This is a genomic window from Pseudomonas sp. S2_B10 (assembly GCF_054668425.1).
Genome location: NZ_CP162768.1, coordinates 2,262,712 through 2,279,772, shown reverse-complemented (window position 1 = coordinate 2,279,772; position 17,061 = coordinate 2,262,712). Strand labels below are relative to the sequence as shown.

Annotated in this window: 14 protein-coding genes; all 14 read left to right on the top strand. The window is 56.1% G+C overall.

From position 1 onward, the window contains the following. The first annotated feature begins 32 nt into the window (after positions 1-32). Positions 33-398 carry a 50S ribosomal protein L7/L12 gene (rplL, locus tag AB4O45_RS10220; protein ID WP_007962228.1) on the top strand — a complete coding sequence of 122 codons (366 nt, stop codon included), beginning with the start codon at positions 33-35 and terminating at the stop codon, positions 396-398. A 221-nt stretch (positions 399-619) separates the two neighbouring features. Continuing rightward, entirely contained in the window at positions 620-4,693 is a 4,074-nt protein-coding gene (gene rpoB / locus AB4O45_RS10215) for a DNA-directed RNA polymerase subunit beta (RefSeq protein WP_016772939.1), read from the top strand. Between the two features lie 64 nt (positions 4,694-4,757). Then, on the top strand, positions 4,758-8,957 hold the full coding sequence (rpoC, locus tag AB4O45_RS10210) for a DNA-directed RNA polymerase subunit beta' (protein WP_016772940.1): 4,200 nt from the start codon (positions 4,758-4,760) through the stop codon (positions 8,955-8,957). A 216-nt stretch (positions 8,958-9,173) separates the two neighbouring features. Then, positions 9,174-9,545, top strand: coding sequence for a 30S ribosomal protein S12 (rpsL, locus tag AB4O45_RS10205; RefSeq protein WP_003186084.1), 372 nt, complete (start codon positions 9,174-9,176; stop codon positions 9,543-9,545). 107 nt (positions 9,546-9,652) lie between these two features. Beyond that, positions 9,653-10,126 (top strand): 30S ribosomal protein S7, encoded by a 474-nt coding sequence (rpsG, locus tag AB4O45_RS10200; RefSeq protein ID WP_016772941.1) that lies wholly within the window; start codon positions 9,653-9,655, stop codon positions 10,124-10,126. A gap of 30 nt (positions 10,127-10,156) precedes the next feature. Next, the gene (gene fusA / locus AB4O45_RS10195) at positions 10,157-12,262 is read left to right on the top strand and encodes an elongation factor G (RefSeq protein ID WP_016772942.1); all 2,106 of its coding nucleotides are present in this window, start codon (positions 10,157-10,159) and stop codon (positions 12,260-12,262) included. 31 nt (positions 12,263-12,293) lie between these two features. After that, a complete protein-coding gene (tuf, locus tag AB4O45_RS10190; RefSeq protein ID WP_064361246.1) occupies positions 12,294-13,487 on the top strand; it encodes an elongation factor Tu in 1,194 nt (397 codons plus the stop codon). 154 nt (positions 13,488-13,641) lie between these two features. Next, positions 13,642-13,953 (top strand): 30S ribosomal protein S10, encoded by a 312-nt coding sequence (gene rpsJ / locus AB4O45_RS10185; RefSeq protein ID WP_003186070.1) that lies wholly within the window; start codon positions 13,642-13,644, stop codon positions 13,951-13,953. An 80-nt stretch (positions 13,954-14,033) separates the two neighbouring features. Then, complete coding sequence (gene rplC, locus AB4O45_RS10180) at positions 14,034-14,669, top strand: 50S ribosomal protein L3 (RefSeq protein WP_003228738.1); 636 nt, start codon at positions 14,034-14,036, stop codon at positions 14,667-14,669. Between the two features lie 12 nt (positions 14,670-14,681). Continuing rightward, on the top strand, positions 14,682-15,284 hold the full coding sequence (gene rplD, locus AB4O45_RS10175; RefSeq protein WP_003228735.1) for a 50S ribosomal protein L4: 603 nt from the start codon (positions 14,682-14,684) through the stop codon (positions 15,282-15,284). Next, entirely contained in the window at positions 15,281-15,580 is a 300-nt protein-coding gene (rplW, locus tag AB4O45_RS10170) for a 50S ribosomal protein L23 (RefSeq protein ID WP_002555488.1), read from the top strand. The genes rplD and rplW overlap by 4 nt, the downstream gene beginning before the upstream one ends. A 14-nt stretch (positions 15,581-15,594) precedes the next feature. Next, positions 15,595-16,419, top strand: coding sequence for a 50S ribosomal protein L2 (gene rplB / locus AB4O45_RS10165; protein ID WP_016772943.1), 825 nt, complete (start codon positions 15,595-15,597; stop codon positions 16,417-16,419). 16 nt (positions 16,420-16,435) lie between these two features. Then, entirely contained in the window at positions 16,436-16,711 is a 276-nt protein-coding gene (gene rpsS, locus AB4O45_RS10160; RefSeq protein ID WP_011336172.1) for a 30S ribosomal protein S19, read from the top strand. Positions 16,712-16,722: 11 nt separating this feature from the next. Beyond that, positions 16,723-17,055 (top strand): 50S ribosomal protein L22, encoded by a 333-nt coding sequence (rplV, locus tag AB4O45_RS10155; RefSeq protein ID WP_003103908.1) that lies wholly within the window; start codon positions 16,723-16,725, stop codon positions 17,053-17,055. Positions 17,056-17,061: the final 6 nt, after the last annotated feature.

Here is a 17,061-nt window from a genome sequence, read left to right as displayed (position 1 = left end):
CGTAGGCCGTCCCCCAATTCAGGAATTGAGTCATGTCTCTGACTAACGAACAAATCATCGAAGCAATCGGCCAGAAATCCGTAGTGGAAATCGTTGAGCTGATCAAAGCGATGGAAGAAACCTTCGGTGTTACCGCTGCTGCCGCTTCGGCTGGCCCAGCTGTAGCTGCTGCTGCTGTTGAAGAGCAAACCGAGTTCAACGTTGTTCTGCTGGAAGCTGGCGAGAAGAAGGTTAACGTGATCAAGGCAGTTCGTGAACTGACCGGTCTGGGCCTGAAAGAAGCCAAAGAGAAAGTAGACGGCGCTCCTCAGGTTGTAGCTGAAGGCGTTTCGAAAGAAGCGGCTGAAGACGCCAAGAAGAAGCTGGAAGAAGCAGGCGCTAAAGTCGAGCTGAAGTAAGCATCGACTTTGCTCCTCCAGCCCGAGCGTCAAGCGACAGGCTGATGGCTGGTGGCTCTTGCCACCGGCCTTTTTCCGTTATTGGCAGCCGACTGGGTCGGTGCTGATAAAGGCGCTGTAACCACCCGATGCGGTGGCGCAAACCATGGGGTTTGCACGATTTTCTGGCTGCTCCCGTCGGGAGGGGCCAAACAAGCAGGTGACCAAGCTGGGGAACGCTGATGGCTTACTCATATACTGAGAAAAAACGTATCCGCAAGGACTTTAGCAAGTTGCCGGACGTCATGGATGTGCCTTACCTCCTGGCCATCCAGCTGGATTCGTATCGTGAATTCTTGCAAGCGGGAGCGACTAAAGATCAGTTCCGCGACGTGGGCCTGCATGCGGCCTTCAAATCCGTTTTCCCGATCATCAGCTACTCCGGCAATGCTGCGCTGGAGTACGTCGGTTATCGCCTGGGCGAACCGGCATTTGATGTCAAAGAATGCGTATTGCGCGGTGTAACTTTCGCCGTACCTTTGCGGGTAAAAGTGCGCCTGATCATTTTCGACAAAGAATCGTCGAACAAAGCGATCAAGGACATCAAAGAGCAAGAAGTCTACATGGGTGAAATCCCCCTGATGACTGAGAACGGTACCTTCGTAATCAACGGTACCGAGCGTGTTATCGTTTCCCAGCTGCACCGTTCCCCGGGCGTGTTCTTCGACCACGACCGCGGCAAGACGCACAGCTCCGGCAAACTGCTTTACTCGGCTCGCATCATTCCTTACCGCGGTTCGTGGCTGGACTTCGAATTCGACCCGAAAGACTGCGTCTTCGTGCGTATCGACCGTCGTCGCAAACTGCCGGCTTCGGTACTGCTGCGCGCACTCGGTTACACCACCGAAGAAGTGCTGGACGCGTTCTACACCACCAACGTATTCCACCTGAGCGGCGAAACCCTCAGCCTGGAACTGGTGCCATCGCGCCTGCGTGGTGAAGTTGCGGTTCTGGACATCCAGGACGAGAAGGGCAAGGTCATCGTTGAGCAAGGCCGCCGTATTACCGCGCGCCACATCAACCAGATCGAGAAAGCCGGTATCAAGACGCTGGACGTGCCACTGGACTACGTCCTCGGCCGCACCACCGCCAAGGCTATCGTGCACCCGGCTACCGGCGAAATCCTGGCCGAATGCAACACCGAGCTGAACACTGAAGTCCTGGCAAAGATCGCCAAGGCCCAGGTCGTTCGCATCGAGACCCTGTACACCAACGACATCGACTGTGGTCCGTTCGTCTCCGACACACTGAAGATCGACTCCACCAGCAACCAATTGGAAGCGCTGGTCGAGATCTATCGCATGATGCGTCCGGGCGAGCCGCCAACCAAAGACGCTGCCGAGACCCTGTTCAACAACCTGTTCTTCAGCCCTGAGCGTTATGACCTGTCTGCGGTCGGCCGGATGAAGTTCAACCGTCGTATCGGTCGTACCGAGATCGAAGGTTCGGGCGTGCTGTGCAAGGAAGACATCGTCGCGGTACTGAAGACTCTGGTCGACATCCGTAACGGTAAAGGCATCGTCGATGACATCGACCACCTGGGTAACCGTCGTGTTCGCTGCGTAGGCGAAATGGCCGAGAACCAGTTCCGCGTTGGCCTGGTACGTGTTGAGCGTGCGGTCAAAGAGCGTCTGTCGATGGCTGAAAGCGAAGGCCTGATGCCGCAAGACCTGATCAACGCCAAGCCAGTGGCTGCGGCGGTGAAAGAGTTCTTCGGTTCCAGCCAGCTGTCGCAGTTCATGGACCAGAACAACCCGCTGTCCGAGATCACCCACAAGCGTCGTGTCTCTGCACTCGGCCCTGGCGGTCTGACTCGTGAGCGCGCAGGCTTCGAAGTCCGTGACGTACACCCGACTCACTACGGTCGTGTCTGCCCGATTGAAACGCCGGAAGGTCCGAACATCGGCCTGATCAACTCCCTGGCTGCGTACGCTCGCACCAACCAGTACGGCTTCCTGGAAAGCCCGTACCGCGTGGTGAAAGAGGGTGTGGTCACCGACGAGATCGTGTTCCTGTCCGCTATTGAAGAAGCCGATCACGTGATCGCGCAGGCTTCGGCGACCATGAACGAGCAGAAAGTCCTGATCGACGAACTGGTTGCCGTACGTCACCTGAACGAATTCACCGTCAAGGCGCCGGAAGACGTCACCCTGATGGACGTTTCGCCGAAGCAGGTTGTGTCGGTTGCAGCGTCGCTGATTCCGTTCCTCGAGCACGACGACGCCAACCGTGCGTTGATGGGTTCGAACATGCAGCGTCAGGCTGTACCGACTCTGCGCGCTGACAAGCCGCTGGTAGGTACCGGCATGGAGCGTAACGTAGCCCGTGACTCCGGCGTTTGCGTCGTGGCTCGTCGTGGTGGCGTGATCGACTCCGTCGACGCCAGCCGTATCGTGGTTCGTGTTGCCGATGACGAAGTTGAAACCGGTGAAGCCGGTGTCGACATCTACAACCTGACCAAATACACCCGCTCGAACCAGAACACCTGCATCAACCAGCGTCCGCTGGTACGTAAAGGTGATCGCGTTCAGCGTAGCGACATCATGGCCGACGGCCCGTCCACCGACATGGGTGAGTTGGCACTGGGTCAGAACATGCGCATCGCGTTCATGGCATGGAACGGCTTCAACTTCGAAGACTCCATCTGCCTGTCCGAGCGTGTTGTTCAGGAAGACCGTTTCACCACGATCCACATTCAGGAACTGACCTGTGTGGCCCGTGACACCAAGCTTGGCCCAGAGGAAATCACTGCGGACATCCCGAACGTGGGTGAAGCTGCACTGAACAAGCTGGACGAAGCCGGTATCGTTTACGTAGGTGCTGAAGTAGGCGCAGGCGACATCCTGGTGGGTAAGGTCACTCCGAAAGGCGAGACCCAACTGACTCCGGAAGAAAAACTGCTGCGTGCAATCTTCGGTGAAAAAGCCAGCGACGTTAAAGACACCTCCCTGCGCGTGCCAACCGGCACCAAAGGTACTGTCATCGACGTACAGGTCTTCACCCGCGACGGCGTTGAGCGTGATGCTCGTGCACTGTCGATCGAGAAGTCCCAGCTGGACGAGATCCGCAAGGATCTGAACGAAGAGTTCCGCATCGTTGAAGGCGCGACTTTCGAACGTCTGCGTTCCGCACTGGTAGGCCACAAGGCCGAAGGCGGCGCCGGCCTGAAGAAAGGTCAGGACATCACCGACGAAGTACTCGACGGTCTTGAGCACGGCCAGTGGTTCAAACTGCGCATGGCTGAAGATGCGCTGAACGAGCAGCTCGAGAAGGCTCAGGCCTACATCGTTGATCGTCGCCGTCTGCTGGACGACAAGTTCGAAGACAAGAAGCGCAAACTGCAGCAGGGCGATGACCTGGCTCCAGGCGTGCTGAAAATCGTCAAGGTTTACCTGGCAATCCGTCGCCGCATCCAGCCGGGCGACAAGATGGCCGGTCGTCACGGTAACAAGGGTGTGGTCTCCGTGATCATGCCGGTTGAAGACATGCCGCACGATGCCAATGGCACCCCGGTCGACGTGGTCCTCAACCCGCTGGGCGTACCTTCGCGTATGAACGTTGGTCAGATTCTCGAAACCCACCTGGGCCTCGCGGCCAAAGGTCTGGGCGAGAAGATCAACCGGATGGTCGAAGAGCAGCGTAAAGTCGCTGAACTGCGCACTTTCCTGGACGAGATCTACAACCAGATCGGCGGTCGTAACGAAGATCTGGACAGCTTCTCCGATCAGGAAATCCTCGATCTGGCGAACAACCTGCGTGGCGGCGTTCCAATGGCCACTCCAGTGTTCGACGGCGCCAAGGAAAGCGAAATCAAGGCCATGCTGAAACTGGCAGACCTGCCGGAAAGCGGCCAGATGCAGCTGACCGACGGCCGTACCGGCAACAAGTTCGAGCGTCCAGTTACCGTTGGCTACATGTACATGCTGAAGCTGAACCACTTGGTAGACGACAAGATGCACGCGCGTTCTACCGGTTCTTACAGCCTGGTTACCCAGCAGCCGCTGGGTGGTAAGGCGCAGTTCGGTGGTCAGCGTTTCGGGGAGATGGAGGTCTGGGCACTGGAAGCATACGGTGCTGCTTACACTCTGCAAGAAATGCTCACAGTGAAGTCGGACGATGTGAACGGCCGTACCAAGATGTACAAGAACATCGTGGATGGCGATCACCGTATGGAGCCGGGCATGCCCGAGTCCTTCAACGTGTTGATCAAGGAAATTCGTTCCCTCGGCATCGATATCGATCTGGAAACCGAATAACACGTGACGCGAATCGAGAGCGGGGCAGGATTGCCCGCTCTCTGCTCCGCCAGGAGGAAAGGCCTTGAAAGACCTACTGAATTTGCTGAAAAACCAGGGTCAAGTCGAAGAGTTCGACGCCATCCGTATCGGATTGGCCTCGCCGGAGATGATCCGTTCGTGGTCGTTCGGTGAAGTTAAAAAGCCGGAAACCATCAACTACCGTACGTTCAAACCTGAGCGTGACGGCCTGTTCTGCGCCAAGATCTTTGGCCCGGTAAAGGATTACGAGTGCCTGTGCGGTAAGTACAAGCGCTTGAAGCACCGTGGTGTGATCTGCGAGAAGTGCGGCGTTGAAGTTGCACTGGCCAAGGTTCGTCGTGAGCGCATGGCGCACATCGAGCTGGCTTCGCCGGTTGCCCACATCTGGTTCCTGAAATCGCTGCCGTCCCGTATCGGCCTGCTGATGGACATGACCCTGCGTGATATCGAGCGCGTTCTCTACTTCGAGAGCTATGTCGTTATCGATCCAGGCATGACCACCCTTGAAAAAGGTCAGCTGCTGAACGACGAGCAGTACTTCGAAGCGCTTGAAGAGTTCGGTGACGATTTCGATGCCCGCATGGGTGCTGAAGCTGTCCGTGAACTGCTGCACGCTATCGACCTGGAGCACGAGATTGGCCGTCTGCGCGAAGAGATTCCGCAAACCAACTCGGAAACCAAGATCAAGAAGCTGTCCAAGCGTCTGAAGTTGATGGAAGCCTTCCAGGGTTCCGGCAACCTGCCAGAGTGGATGGTACTGACCGTTCTGCCGGTTCTGCCGCCAGATCTGCGTCCACTGGTCCCGCTGGATGGCGGTCGTTTCGCGACCTCCGACCTCAACGATCTGTATCGTCGAGTGATCAACCGTAACAACCGTTTGAAGCGCCTGCTGGATCTGTCCGCTCCGGACATCATCGTGCGCAACGAAAAGCGCATGTTGCAGGAAGCGGTCGATGCACTGCTCGATAACGGTCGTCGTGGCCGCGCTATCACCGGTTCCAACAAGCGTCCTCTGAAATCCCTGGCTGACATGATCAAGGGTAAGCAGGGTCGTTTCCGTCAGAACTTGCTCGGTAAGCGTGTTGACTACTCCGGTCGTTCGGTAATTACCGTAGGCCCGACCCTGCGTCTGCACCAGTGCGGTCTGCCGAAGAAGATGGCTCTCGAGCTGTTCAAGCCGTTCATTTTTGGCAAGCTGGAAATGCGTGGTCTGGCGACCACCATCAAAGCGGCCAAGAAAATGGTCGAGCGCGAACTGCCAGAGGTTTGGGACGTTCTCGCTGAAGTGATTCGCGAACACCCGGTTCTTCTCAACCGTGCACCGACCCTTCACCGTCTGGGTATCCAGGCGTTTGAACCGGTACTGATCGAAGGTAAGGCTATCCAGCTGCACCCGCTGGTCTGCGCCGCGTACAACGCCGACTTCGACGGCGACCAAATGGCCGTGCACGTACCGCTGACACTGGAAGCCCAGCTCGAAGCGCGTGCGTTGATGATGTCGACCAACAACATTCTGTCGCCAGCCAACGGTGAGCCAATCATCGTTCCGTCGCAGGACGTTGTATTGGGTCTGTACTACATGACTCGTGAAGCGATCAACGCCAAGGGCGAAGGTCGTGTGTTCGCGGATCTGCAGGAAGTCGACCGTGTGTTCCGTGCCGGCGAAGCCGCACTGCACGCCAAGGTCAAGGTTCGTATCAACGAAACCGTCAACGACCGTGACGGCAACAGCGTGAGCGGTACCCGTATCGTCGACACCACTGTCGGCCGTGCGCTGCTGTTCCAGGTTGTGCCGAAAGGTCTGTCGTTCGACGTCGTCAACCTGCCGATGAAGAAAAAGGCGATCTCCAAGCTGATCAACCAGTGCTACCGCGTGGTTGGTCTGAAAGAGACCGTGATCTTCGCTGACCAGTTGATGTACACCGGTTTCGCTTACTCGACCATCTCCGGCGTTTCGATCGGTGTTAACGACTTCGTTATCCCGGATGAAAAAGCCCGCATCATCGGTGCAGCCACCGACGAAGTGAAAGAAATCGAGAGTCAGTACGCCTCCGGCCTGGTAACCCAGGGCGAGAAGTACAACAAAGTGATCGACCTCTGGTCGAAAGCGAACGACGAAGTTTCCAAGGCGATGATGGCCAACCTCTCGAAAGAGAAAGTCATCGACCGTCACGGCGACGAAGTCGACCAAGAGTCTTTCAACTCGATGTACATGATGGCCGACTCGGGTGCGCGGGGTTCCGCAGCACAGATTCGTCAGCTGGCCGGTATGCGTGGTCTGATGGCCAAGCCGGACGGTTCCATCATTGAAACGCCGATTACTGCGAACTTCCGTGAAGGTTTGAGCGTACTTCAGTACTTCATCTCGACTCACGGTGCTCGTAAAGGTCTGGCGGATACCGCGTTGAAAACTGCGAACTCCGGTTACCTGACTCGTCGTCTGGTAGACGTGGCGCAGGATCTGGTTGTAACCGAGATCGATTGCGGCACCGAACACGGTCTGCTGATGACTCCGCACATTGAAGGCGGTGACGTTGTAGAGCCGCTGGGTGAGCGCGTATTGGGTCGTGTCATTGCCCGTGACGTATTCAAGCCGGGTACCGAGGACGTTATCGTTCCTGCCGGCACTCTGGTTGACGAGAAGTGGGTCGAGTTCATCGAGCTGAACAGCATCGACGAAGTGATCGTGCGTTCGCCGATCAGCTGCGAAACCCGCTATGGCATTTGCGCCAAGTGCTACGGCCGTGATCTGGCTCGTGGTCACCAGGTGAACATCGGTGAAGCGGTCGGCGTTATCGCTGCCCAGTCCATCGGTGAGCCGGGTACCCAGCTGACCATGCGTACGTTCCACATCGGTGGTGCGGCAAGCCGTACTTCCGCAGCCGACAGCGTTCAGGTGAAGAATGGCGGTACCGTCCGTCTGCACAACCTGAAGCACGTTGAGCGAGTGGATGGTCACCTGGTTGCTGTGTCCCGTTCCGGTGAGCTGGCAATCGCTGACGATTTCGGTCGTGAGCGCGAGCGTTACAAGCTGCCGTACGGTGCTGTGATTTCGGTTAAAGAAGGTGACAAGGTCGACGCTGGCGCAATCGTGGCCAAGTGGGATCCGCACACTCACCCGATCGTTACCGAAATGAAAGGTACCGTGACCTACGTGGGCATGGAAGAAGGCATCACGATCAAGCGTCAGACTGACGAATTGACCGGTATGACCAACATTGAAGTACTCGACGCGAAAGATCGTCCAGCTGCCGGCAAGGAAATCCGTCCAGCAGTGAAGATGGTCGACGACAACGGCAAGGATCTGTTGCTGCCAGGCACTGACGTTATCGCTCAGTACTTCCTGCCAGCCAACGCCCTGGTCGGTGTGGCTGACGGTGCGAAGATTGCGATCGGTGATGTTATCGCTCGTATCCCGCAGGAAACTTCGAAGACCCGTGACATCACCGGTGGTCTGCCGCGTGTTGCCGACCTGTTTGAAGCGCGTCGTCCGAAAGAAGCGTCGATTCTGGCTGAAGTCAGCGGCACCATCGCGTTCGGTAAAGAGACCAAGGGCAAGCGCCGTCTGGTCATTACCCCGAACGACGGTAGCGATCCGTACGAAGAGCTGATTCCGAAGTGGCGTCACCTGAACGTCTTCGAAGGCGAACAGGTAAACCGCGGCGAAGTTATCTCCGACGGTCCAAGCGATCCGCACGACATCCTGCGTCTGCTGGGTGTAAGCGCGCTGGCCAAGTACATCGTCAACGAGATCCAGGACGTTTATCGTCTGCAAGGCGTGAAGATCAACGACAAGCACATCGAGACCATCCTGCGTCAGATGCTGCGTAAAGTTGAGATCTCCGAATCCGGCGATTCCAGCTTCATCAAGGGCGACCAGATGGAACTGACTCACGTTCTGGTAGAGAACGAGCGTCTGAGCGCGGAAGACAAGTTTGTCTCCAAGTTTACTCGCGTTCTGCTGGGTATCACCAAGGCGTCGTTGTCCACCGAATCGTTCATCTCGGCGGCTTCCTTCCAGGAAACCACCCGCGTACTGACCGAAGCGGCAGTCACCGGCAAGCGCGATTACCTGCGCGGCCTGAAAGAAAACGTAGTCGTGGGTCGTCTGATCCCGGCCGGTACCGGTCTTGCCTATCACAGCGAGCGCAAGCGTCGCCGTGATGCCGACAAGCCGTTGCGCGTAAGCGCCAGTGAAGTGGAAGCTGCACTGACCGAAGCGCTGAACTCGAGCGGTAACTGAGTTCTGCGATAAACGAGAGTGAGGCCCTGATCGCTCCGTTCGTCGAATCGAGACATTAAGTCAAGGTTCGATGGGCGGGGAGGTCGGGGCCTTGCCTTGACTGGAATCAAGATCCTCTTTAGACTCTTGATCCCCTAAATTTGGCGGGAATTCGTTCCTGCCATTTTGCTTTTCTTGCAAGACAATAGCGTCGCAAGACAACAGTGGAGCTAGTAGATGGCAACTATCAACCAGCTGGTACGTCAGCCGCGTAAGCGTATCGTCGAGAAATCCGACGTACCTGCGCTGCAGAACTGCCCGCAACGTCGTGGCGTGTGCACCCGTGTGTACACCACCACGCCGAAAAAACCTAACTCGGCACTGCGTAAAGTATGCCGTGTGCGTCTGACCAACGGTTTCGAGGTTTCCTCGTACATCGGTGGTGAAGGCCACAACCTGCAAGAGCACAGCGTGGTACTGATCCGCGGCGGTCGTGTAAAAGACTTGCCAGGTGTTCGTTACCACACCGTTCGCGGCTCCTTGGATACTTCCGGCGTTAAAGGCCGTAACCAGGGTCGTTCGAAGTACGGTACCAAGCGTCCGAAGTAATCGGCCGTTTTGCAGATTTTTATTTTATTGAGTCGATAAGAGTAAGGTCGGGCACGCATCCTCTGGATCTGTCCCGAGCTAACCTGAAGACCGCTTGAGGGCTTATCATGCCAAGACGTCGCGTAGCAGCAAAGCGTGAGATTCTGGACGATCCGAAATACGGAAGCCAGATCCTCGCCAAATTCATGAACCACGTTATGGAAAGCGGCAAGAAAGCCGTTGCCGAGCGTATCGTTTATGGTGCCCTGGAAACCGTTGCGGCCCGTAAGGCTGGCACCGATCCCCTGGAACTCTTCGAAAAAGCACTCGACGCCATCGCTCCGCTGGTCGAAGTGAAGTCGCGCCGCGTTGGTGGTGCTACTTACCAGGTTCCGGTCGAGGTTCGTCCTTCCCGTCGTAACGCTCTGGCAATGCGCTGGTTGGTAGACTTCGCCCGTAAGCGCGGCGAGAAGTCTATGGCTCTGCGTTTGGCTGGCGAACTGCTGGATGCTGCTGAAGGTAAAGGTGCTGCTGTTAAGAAGCGTGAAGACGTGCACCGTATGGCCGAAGCTAACAAAGCTTTCTCGCACTACCGCTTCTAATTTTAGCTTCACTAATTTTGCGAGGGCTTTATGGCTCGTACTACTCCGATTAGCCGCTACCGTAACATCGGTATCGTCGCTCACGTGGATGCTGGTAAAACCACCACCACCGAGCGCGTACTGTTTTACACCGGCAAAAGTCACAAAATGGGCGAGGTGCATGATGGCGCCGCGACCACAGACTGGATGGTTCAGGAGCAGGAGCGTGGTATTACCATTACTTCTGCTGCCATTACCGCCTTCTGGAAAGGTTCCGAGAAGCAGTACTCTCACGAGCACCGTTTCAACGTAATCGATACCCCGGGCCACGTTGACTTCACCATTGAAGTTGAGCGTTCCCTGCGCGTACTCGACGGCGCTGTCGTTGTGTTCTGCGGTACTTCGGGTGTTGAGCCGCAGTCGGAAACCGTATGGCGTCAAGCCAACAAATACGGCGTTCCACGTCTTGTTTACGTAAACAAGATGGACCGTGCCGGCGCCAACTTCCTGCGCGTGATCGGTCAGATCAAGCAGCGTCTGGGTCACACTCCGGTGCCGATCCAGTTGGCCATCGGTTCCGAAGACAACTTCCAGGGTCAGATCGATCTGATCAACATGCAAGCTGTCTACTGGAACGACTCCGACAAAGGTATGGTTCCTGTTCGCAAGGACATTCCTGCCGAGCTGCAAGAGCTGGCGGAAGAGTGGCGCAACAACATGGTTGAAGCTGCCGCCGAAGCCAACGAAGAGCTGATGAACAAGTACCTGGAAGGCGAAGAGCTGTCGATCGAAGAGATCAAGGCTGCTTTGCGTCAGCGTACTATCGCCGGCGAAATCGTTCTGGCCGTTTGCGGTTCTTCGTTCAAGAACAAGGGCGTTCCCCTGGTTCTCGACGCCGTTATCGACTACCTGCCTGCTCCGACCGACATTCCTGCTATCAAGGGTTCCAACCCTGATAACGAGGAAGAAGAGATGGAGCGTCATGCAGACGACAACGAGCCTTTCGCGGCTCTGGCGTTCAAGATCGCTACCGACCCATTCGTGGGTACTCTGACCTTCGTCCGCGTTTACTCGGGCGTGTTGAACTCCGGCGACGGCGTGATCAACTCGGTCAAAGGCAAGAAAGAGCGCGTGGGTCGTATGGTGCAAATGCACGCAAACGCCCGTGAAGAGATCAAGGAAGTACGCGCTGGTGACATCGCGGCCCTGATCGGCATGAAGGACGTCACCACTGGTGAAACCCTCTGCAACGCTGACAAGCCAATCATCCTGGTTCGCATGGACTTCCCGGAGCCGGTTATTTCGGTTGCCGTAGAGCCTAAGACCAAGGATGACCAGGAAAAAATGGGTATCGCTCTGGGCAAACTTGCTCAGGAAGACCCGTCTTTCCGCGTTAAAACTGATGAAGAGACTGGTCAGACGATCATCTCCGGCATGGGCGAGCTGCACCTGGACATCCTGGTTGACCGGATGCGCCGTGAGTTCAACGTCGAAGCCAACATCGGCAAGCCTCAGGTTTCGTATCGTGAGCGCATCACGAAGAACTGTGAAATCGAAGGCAAGTTCGTTCGTCAGTCCGGTGGTCGCGGCCAGTTCGGTCACTGCTGGATCCGTTTTGCTCCTGCTGACGAAGGTCAGGAAGGTCTGCAATTCGTGAACGAAGTTGTAGGTGGTGTGGTTCCTAAGGAATACATCCCGGCTATCCAGAAGGGTATCGAAGAGCAGATGAAGAACGGCGTTGTTGCCGGCTATCCGCTGATCGGCCTGAAGGCTACCGTGTTCGATGGTTCTTACCACGACGTCGACTCCAACGAGATGGCGTTTAAAGTGGCTGCTTCCATGGCGACCAAGCAACTGGCCCAGAAGGGTGGTGGTGAGTTGCTCGAGCCGATCATGGCGGTAGAGGTTGTTACGCCTGAAGACTATATGGGTGATGTGATGGGCGACCTTAACCGTCGTCGCGGCATGATCCAGGGTATGGAAGACACAGTGTCCGGCAAGGTTATCCGTGCCGAGGTTCCACTGGGTGAGATGTTCGGTTATGCGACCGACGTTCGTTCCATGTCCCAGGGTCGCGCAAGCTACTCTATGGAATTCAAAAAATATGATACGGCTCCGTCGCACATCGTCGAATCCGTAACCAAAAAACAAGGCTGATTCAGCCCCTTTAGGCTAGGAGTTAATTGTCGTGGCTAAAGAAAAATTTGATCGTTCCCTACCGCACGTCAACGTTGGCACCATCGGTCACGTTGACCACGGTAAAACCACTCTGACTGCTGCTCTGACTCGCGTTTGCTCCGAAGTTTTCGGTTCTGCAATCGTTGACTTCGACAAGATCGACAGCGCACCAGAAGAAAAAGCTCGCGGTATCACCATCAACACCGCGCACGTTGAGTACAACTCGAAGATCCGTCACTACGCTCACGTTGACTGCCCTGGTCACGCTGACTACGTGAAGAACATGATCACCGGTGCTGCTCAGATGGACGGCGCTATCCTGGTTTGCTCGGCCGCTGATGGTCCGATGCCGCAAACCCGTGAGCACATCCTGCTGTCCCGTCAGGTTGGCGTTCCGTACATCGTGGTCTTCCTGAACAAGGCTGACCTGGTAGACGACGCTGAGCTGCTGGAACTGGTTGAGATGGAAGTTCGTGACCTGCTGTCGACTTACGACTTCCCGGGCGACGACACTCCGATCATCATCGGTTCGGCTCGTATGGCGCTGGAAGGCAAAGACGACAACGAGATGGGCACCACTGCCGTCAAGAAACTGGTCGAAACTCTGGATGCCTACATCCCAGAACCAGTTCGTATGATCGACAAGCCATTCCTGATGCCAATCGAAGACGTATTCTCGATCTCGGGTCGCGGTACTGTTGTGACTGGTCGTATCGAGCGCGGTATCGTTCGCGTTCAGGACCCGCTGGAAATCGTTGGTCTGCGTGACACCACCGTTACTACTTGCACCGGTGTTGAAATGTTCCGCAAGCTGCTCGACGAAGGTCGTGCCGGCGAGAACTGCGGCGTTCTGCTGCGTGGTACCAAGCGTGACGACGTTGAGCGTGGCCAGGTTCTGGTCAAGCCAGGTTCGGTCAAGCCGCACACCAAGTTCACCGCAGAAGTTTACGTTCTGAGCAAGGAAGAAGGCGGTCGTCACACTCCGTTCTTCAAAGGCTACCGTCCACAGTTCTACTTCCGTACTACTGACGTGACTGGTAACTGCGAGCTGCCAGAAGGCGTTGAAATGGTAATGCCAGGTGACAACATTCAGATGACTGTTACCCTGATCAAAACCATCGCGATGGAAGATGGTCTGCGTTTCGCTATCCGTGAAGGCGGTCGTACCGTCGGCGCTGGCGTCGTAGCCAAAATCATCGAGTAAGACTTTTAAAGTCAGCTTGATGGATTGAAAAAGCCCCCGCTCAGCGGGGGCTTTTTTATTGGGTTGACACCTATCGGGGGCGTCTATAGAATTGCGCCTCCTTTTAACGGGCGTATTGCGCCCGGTGGGAATAGCAGCCGGAGTCTGAAATCCAATGCAAAATCAGCAAATCCGTATCAGGTTGAAGGCTTTTGACCATCGCCTGATCGACCAATCAACCCAGGAAATCGTGGAAACCGCGAAACGTACTGGTGCTCAAGTGCGTGGTCCAATTCCACTGCCTACCCGTAAAGAGCGGTTCACCGTTCTGGTTTCCCCGCACGTCAACAAAGACGCGCGTGACCAGTACGAGATCCGCACTCATAAGCGTGTTCTGGACATCGTCCAGCCAACGGATAAAACCGTTGACGCGCTGATGAAGCTTGATCTTGCGGCCGGTGTGGAAGTGCAGATCAGCCTCGGCTAAGACTCGGTCTTGGTCGTGTAACGCTCTGAAATGGGCGGCCATAGCGGGTGAAAGCCCCGTACACTCATGAGGTTTACAACATGACTATTGGTGTAGTCGGTCGTAAATGCGGTATGACCCGTATTTTCACCGAAGAAGGTGTCTCCATTCCGGTCACGGTCATTGAGATCGAGCCGAATCGCGTCACCCAGTTCAAAACTGAAGAGACCGATGGCTATCGTGCAGTGCAAGTCACTGTCGGCGAGCGTCGCGCTTCGCGTGTAACAGCAGCTCAGGCTGGCCACTTCGCTAAAGCGAACGTTGCCGCTGGTCGCACCACCATGGAATTCCGCCTTGAAGAAGGCGAGTACCAGGCTGGCGATCTGATCAACGCTGAAATCTTCGCCGCTGGTCAACTGGTTGATGTAACCGGTCAGTCCAAGGGTAAAGGCTTCCAGGGTACGATCAAGCGTTGGAATTTCCGCGGGCAAGATAACACCCACGGTAACTCCGTATCCCACCGCGTCCCAGGCTCTATCGGCCAGTGCCAGACTCCTGGTCGTGTATTCAAGGGCAAAAAAATGTCCGGTCATATGGGCGCTGAGCGCGTGACCGTGCAGTCCCTGGAAGTAGTGCGCGTGGACGCTGAACGCAATCTGTTGTTGGTCAAGGGTGCTGTTCCTGGCGCTACTGGCGGCAACCTGGTTGTACGTCCAGCAGCCAAGGCTCGCGGTTAAGGGGAAGCTGACATGCAATTAAATGTAAATGACGCTCAAGCGATCGAAGTTTCCGAACTGACATTTGGCGGCGAATTCAACGAGACGCTGGTTCACCAAGCAGTCGTGGCCTACATGGCCGGCGGCCGTCAAGGTAGCAAGCAGCAGAAGACCCGTTCCGACGTTCGTGGTGGCGGCAAGCGCCCATGGCGTCAGAAAGGTACTGGCCGTGCTCGTGCCGGTACTATCCGTAGCCCAATCTGGCGTGGCGGCGGTACAACTTTCGCAGCTCGTCCACAGGATCACTCCCAGAAGCTGAACAAGAAGATGTATCGCGCAGCAATGCGTTCCATCCTTGCTGAGCTGGTGCGTACTGATCGTCTGGTCGTGGTTCAGGATTTCGCTGTTGAAACTCCGAAAACCAAAGATCTGCTGGGCAAACTGAACAACATGAGCCTGACCGACGTTCTGATCGTGTCGGACGCTGTTGATCAGAACCTGTACCTGGCTGCTCGCAACCTGCCGCACGTAGATGTACGTGACGTGCAAGGTTCCGATCCAGTTAGTCTGATCGCATACGACAAGGTGTTGATCACCGTGTCGGCCGTGAAGAAATTCGAGGAGCTGCTGGGATGAACCAGGAACGCGTATTTAAAGTTCTGCTTGGCCCGCACGTTTCCGAGAAGGCTACGGTTCTGGCAGACAAGAAAGGCCAGTTCGTTTTCAAGGTTGCTACTGATGCAACCAAGCTGGAAATCAAGAAGGCCGTCGAAAGCCTGTTCAGCGTGAAAGTAGAGCGCGTCACTACCCTGAACGTTCTGGGTAAGAGCAAGCGCACTGCTCGCGGTCTGGGCAAGCGTAATGACTGGAAGAAGGCAGTTATCTCCCTTCAGCCAGGCCAAGATCTCGATTTCAGCAGCAGTGCTGAGTAAGGAAGGGGTGCATCATGGCAATCGTTAAATGCAAACCGACTTCCCCTGGCCGCCGTTTTGTGGTCAAGGTGGTCAACCAGGAGCTGCATAAAGGCGCTCCTCACGCACCGCTGCTCGAGAAAAAATCGAAGTCTGGTGGTCGTAACAACAATGGCCGTATTACCACTCGTCACATCGGTGGTGGTCATAAGCAGCATTACCGTATGGTCGATTTCCGTCGCAACGACAAAGATGGCATCGTCGCCACTGTCGAGCGTATCGAATACGATCCAAACCGTACTGCTCACATCGCACTGCTGTGCTACGCAGACGGCGAGCGTCGCTACATCATCGCCCCTAAAGGCGTGAGTGCTGGCGACCAGCTGATCGCAGGCGCTCTGGCTCCAATCAAGCCAGGCAACGCTCTGCAACTGCGCAACATTCCAGTCGGTTCTACCGTACACGGCATCGAATTGAAGCCAGGTAAAGGTGCACAGATCGCTCGTTCCGCTGGTGCTTCGGCTCAGTTGATCGCTCGTGAAGGTGTCTACGTGACCCTGCGTCTGCGTTCCGGTGAAATGCGTAAAGTCCTGGCTGAATGCCGTGCGACCCTGGGTGAAGTCTCGAACTCCGAGCACAGCCTGCGTTCGCTGGGTAAAGCTGGTGCCAAACGCTGGCGTGGCGTTCGCCCAACCGTTCGTGGTGTTGCCATGAACCCGGTTGACCACCCACATGGTGGTGGTGAAGGTCGTACCTCTGGTGGTCGTCATCCGGTATCGCCATGGGGCTTCCCGACTAAGGGCGCGAAGACTCGTGGTAATAAGCGTACCGACAAAATGATCGTCCGTCGTCGCAAGTAAATAGAGGGATACGACAGTGCCACGTTCTCTGAAAAAAGGTCCTTTTATTGATCTTCACCTACTGAAGAAGATCGAAGTGGCGGCGGAAAAGAACGATCGCAAACCAATTAAAACCTGGTCGCGTCGTTCGATGATCCTGCCACAAATGGTCGGTCTGACCATCGCAGTACACAACGGTCGTCAGCACGTCCCAGTTCTCGTTAACGAAGACATGGTCGGCCACAAACTGGGCGAGTTCGCCGGTACCCGCAACTATCGCGGGCACGTGGCTGACAAGAAAGCCAAGCGTTAAGGGGTAAGGAAATGGAAGTAGCCGCTAAGTTGTCGGGCGCTCGAATCTCCGCCCAGAAAGCCCGCTTGGTCGCCGACCAGATCCGCGGGAAGAAGGTGGGCGAAGCGCTCAACCTGTTGGCTTTCAGCAGTAAGAAAGCCGCCGAGATCATGAAGAAAGTGCTGGAGTCGGCCGTAGCCAACGCCGAGCATAACGAAGGCGCAGACGTTGATGACCTCAAGGTCAGCACCGTTTTCGTCAACGAAGGGCGTTCGCTGAAGCGCATCATGCCACGTGCCAAAGGCCGTGCTGATCGCATCGTCAAGCGGTCTTGCCATATCACTGTCAAGGTTGCTGACAAGTAACGGAGT

What these genes read in the sequence shown, in the direction of transcription:
- rplL (WP_007962228.1), top strand. Translation starts at nt 33, where the DNA reads ATGTCTCTGACTAACGAACAAATCATCGAAGCAATCGGCCAGAAATCC.
- rpoB (WP_016772939.1), top strand. Translation starts at nt 620, where the DNA reads ATGGCTTACTCATATACTGAGAAAAAACGTATCCGCAAGGACTTTAGC.
- rpsL (WP_003186084.1), top strand. Translation starts at nt 9,174, where the DNA reads ATGGCAACTATCAACCAGCTGGTACGTCAGCCGCGTAAGCGTATCGTC.
- rpsG (WP_016772941.1), top strand. Translation starts at nt 9,653, where the DNA reads ATGCCAAGACGTCGCGTAGCAGCAAAGCGTGAGATTCTGGACGATCCG.
- fusA (WP_016772942.1), top strand. Translation starts at nt 10,157, where the DNA reads ATGGCTCGTACTACTCCGATTAGCCGCTACCGTAACATCGGTATCGTC.
- rpsJ (WP_003186070.1), top strand. Translation starts at nt 13,642, where the DNA reads ATGCAAAATCAGCAAATCCGTATCAGGTTGAAGGCTTTTGACCATCGC.
- rplC (WP_003228738.1), top strand. Translation starts at nt 14,034, where the DNA reads ATGACTATTGGTGTAGTCGGTCGTAAATGCGGTATGACCCGTATTTTC.
- rplD (WP_003228735.1), top strand. Translation starts at nt 14,682, where the DNA reads ATGCAATTAAATGTAAATGACGCTCAAGCGATCGAAGTTTCCGAACTG.
- rplW (WP_002555488.1), top strand. Translation starts at nt 15,281, where the DNA reads ATGAACCAGGAACGCGTATTTAAAGTTCTGCTTGGCCCGCACGTTTCC.
- rplB (WP_016772943.1), top strand. Translation starts at nt 15,595, where the DNA reads ATGGCAATCGTTAAATGCAAACCGACTTCCCCTGGCCGCCGTTTTGTG.
- rplV (WP_003103908.1), top strand. Translation starts at nt 16,723, where the DNA reads ATGGAAGTAGCCGCTAAGTTGTCGGGCGCTCGAATCTCCGCCCAGAAA.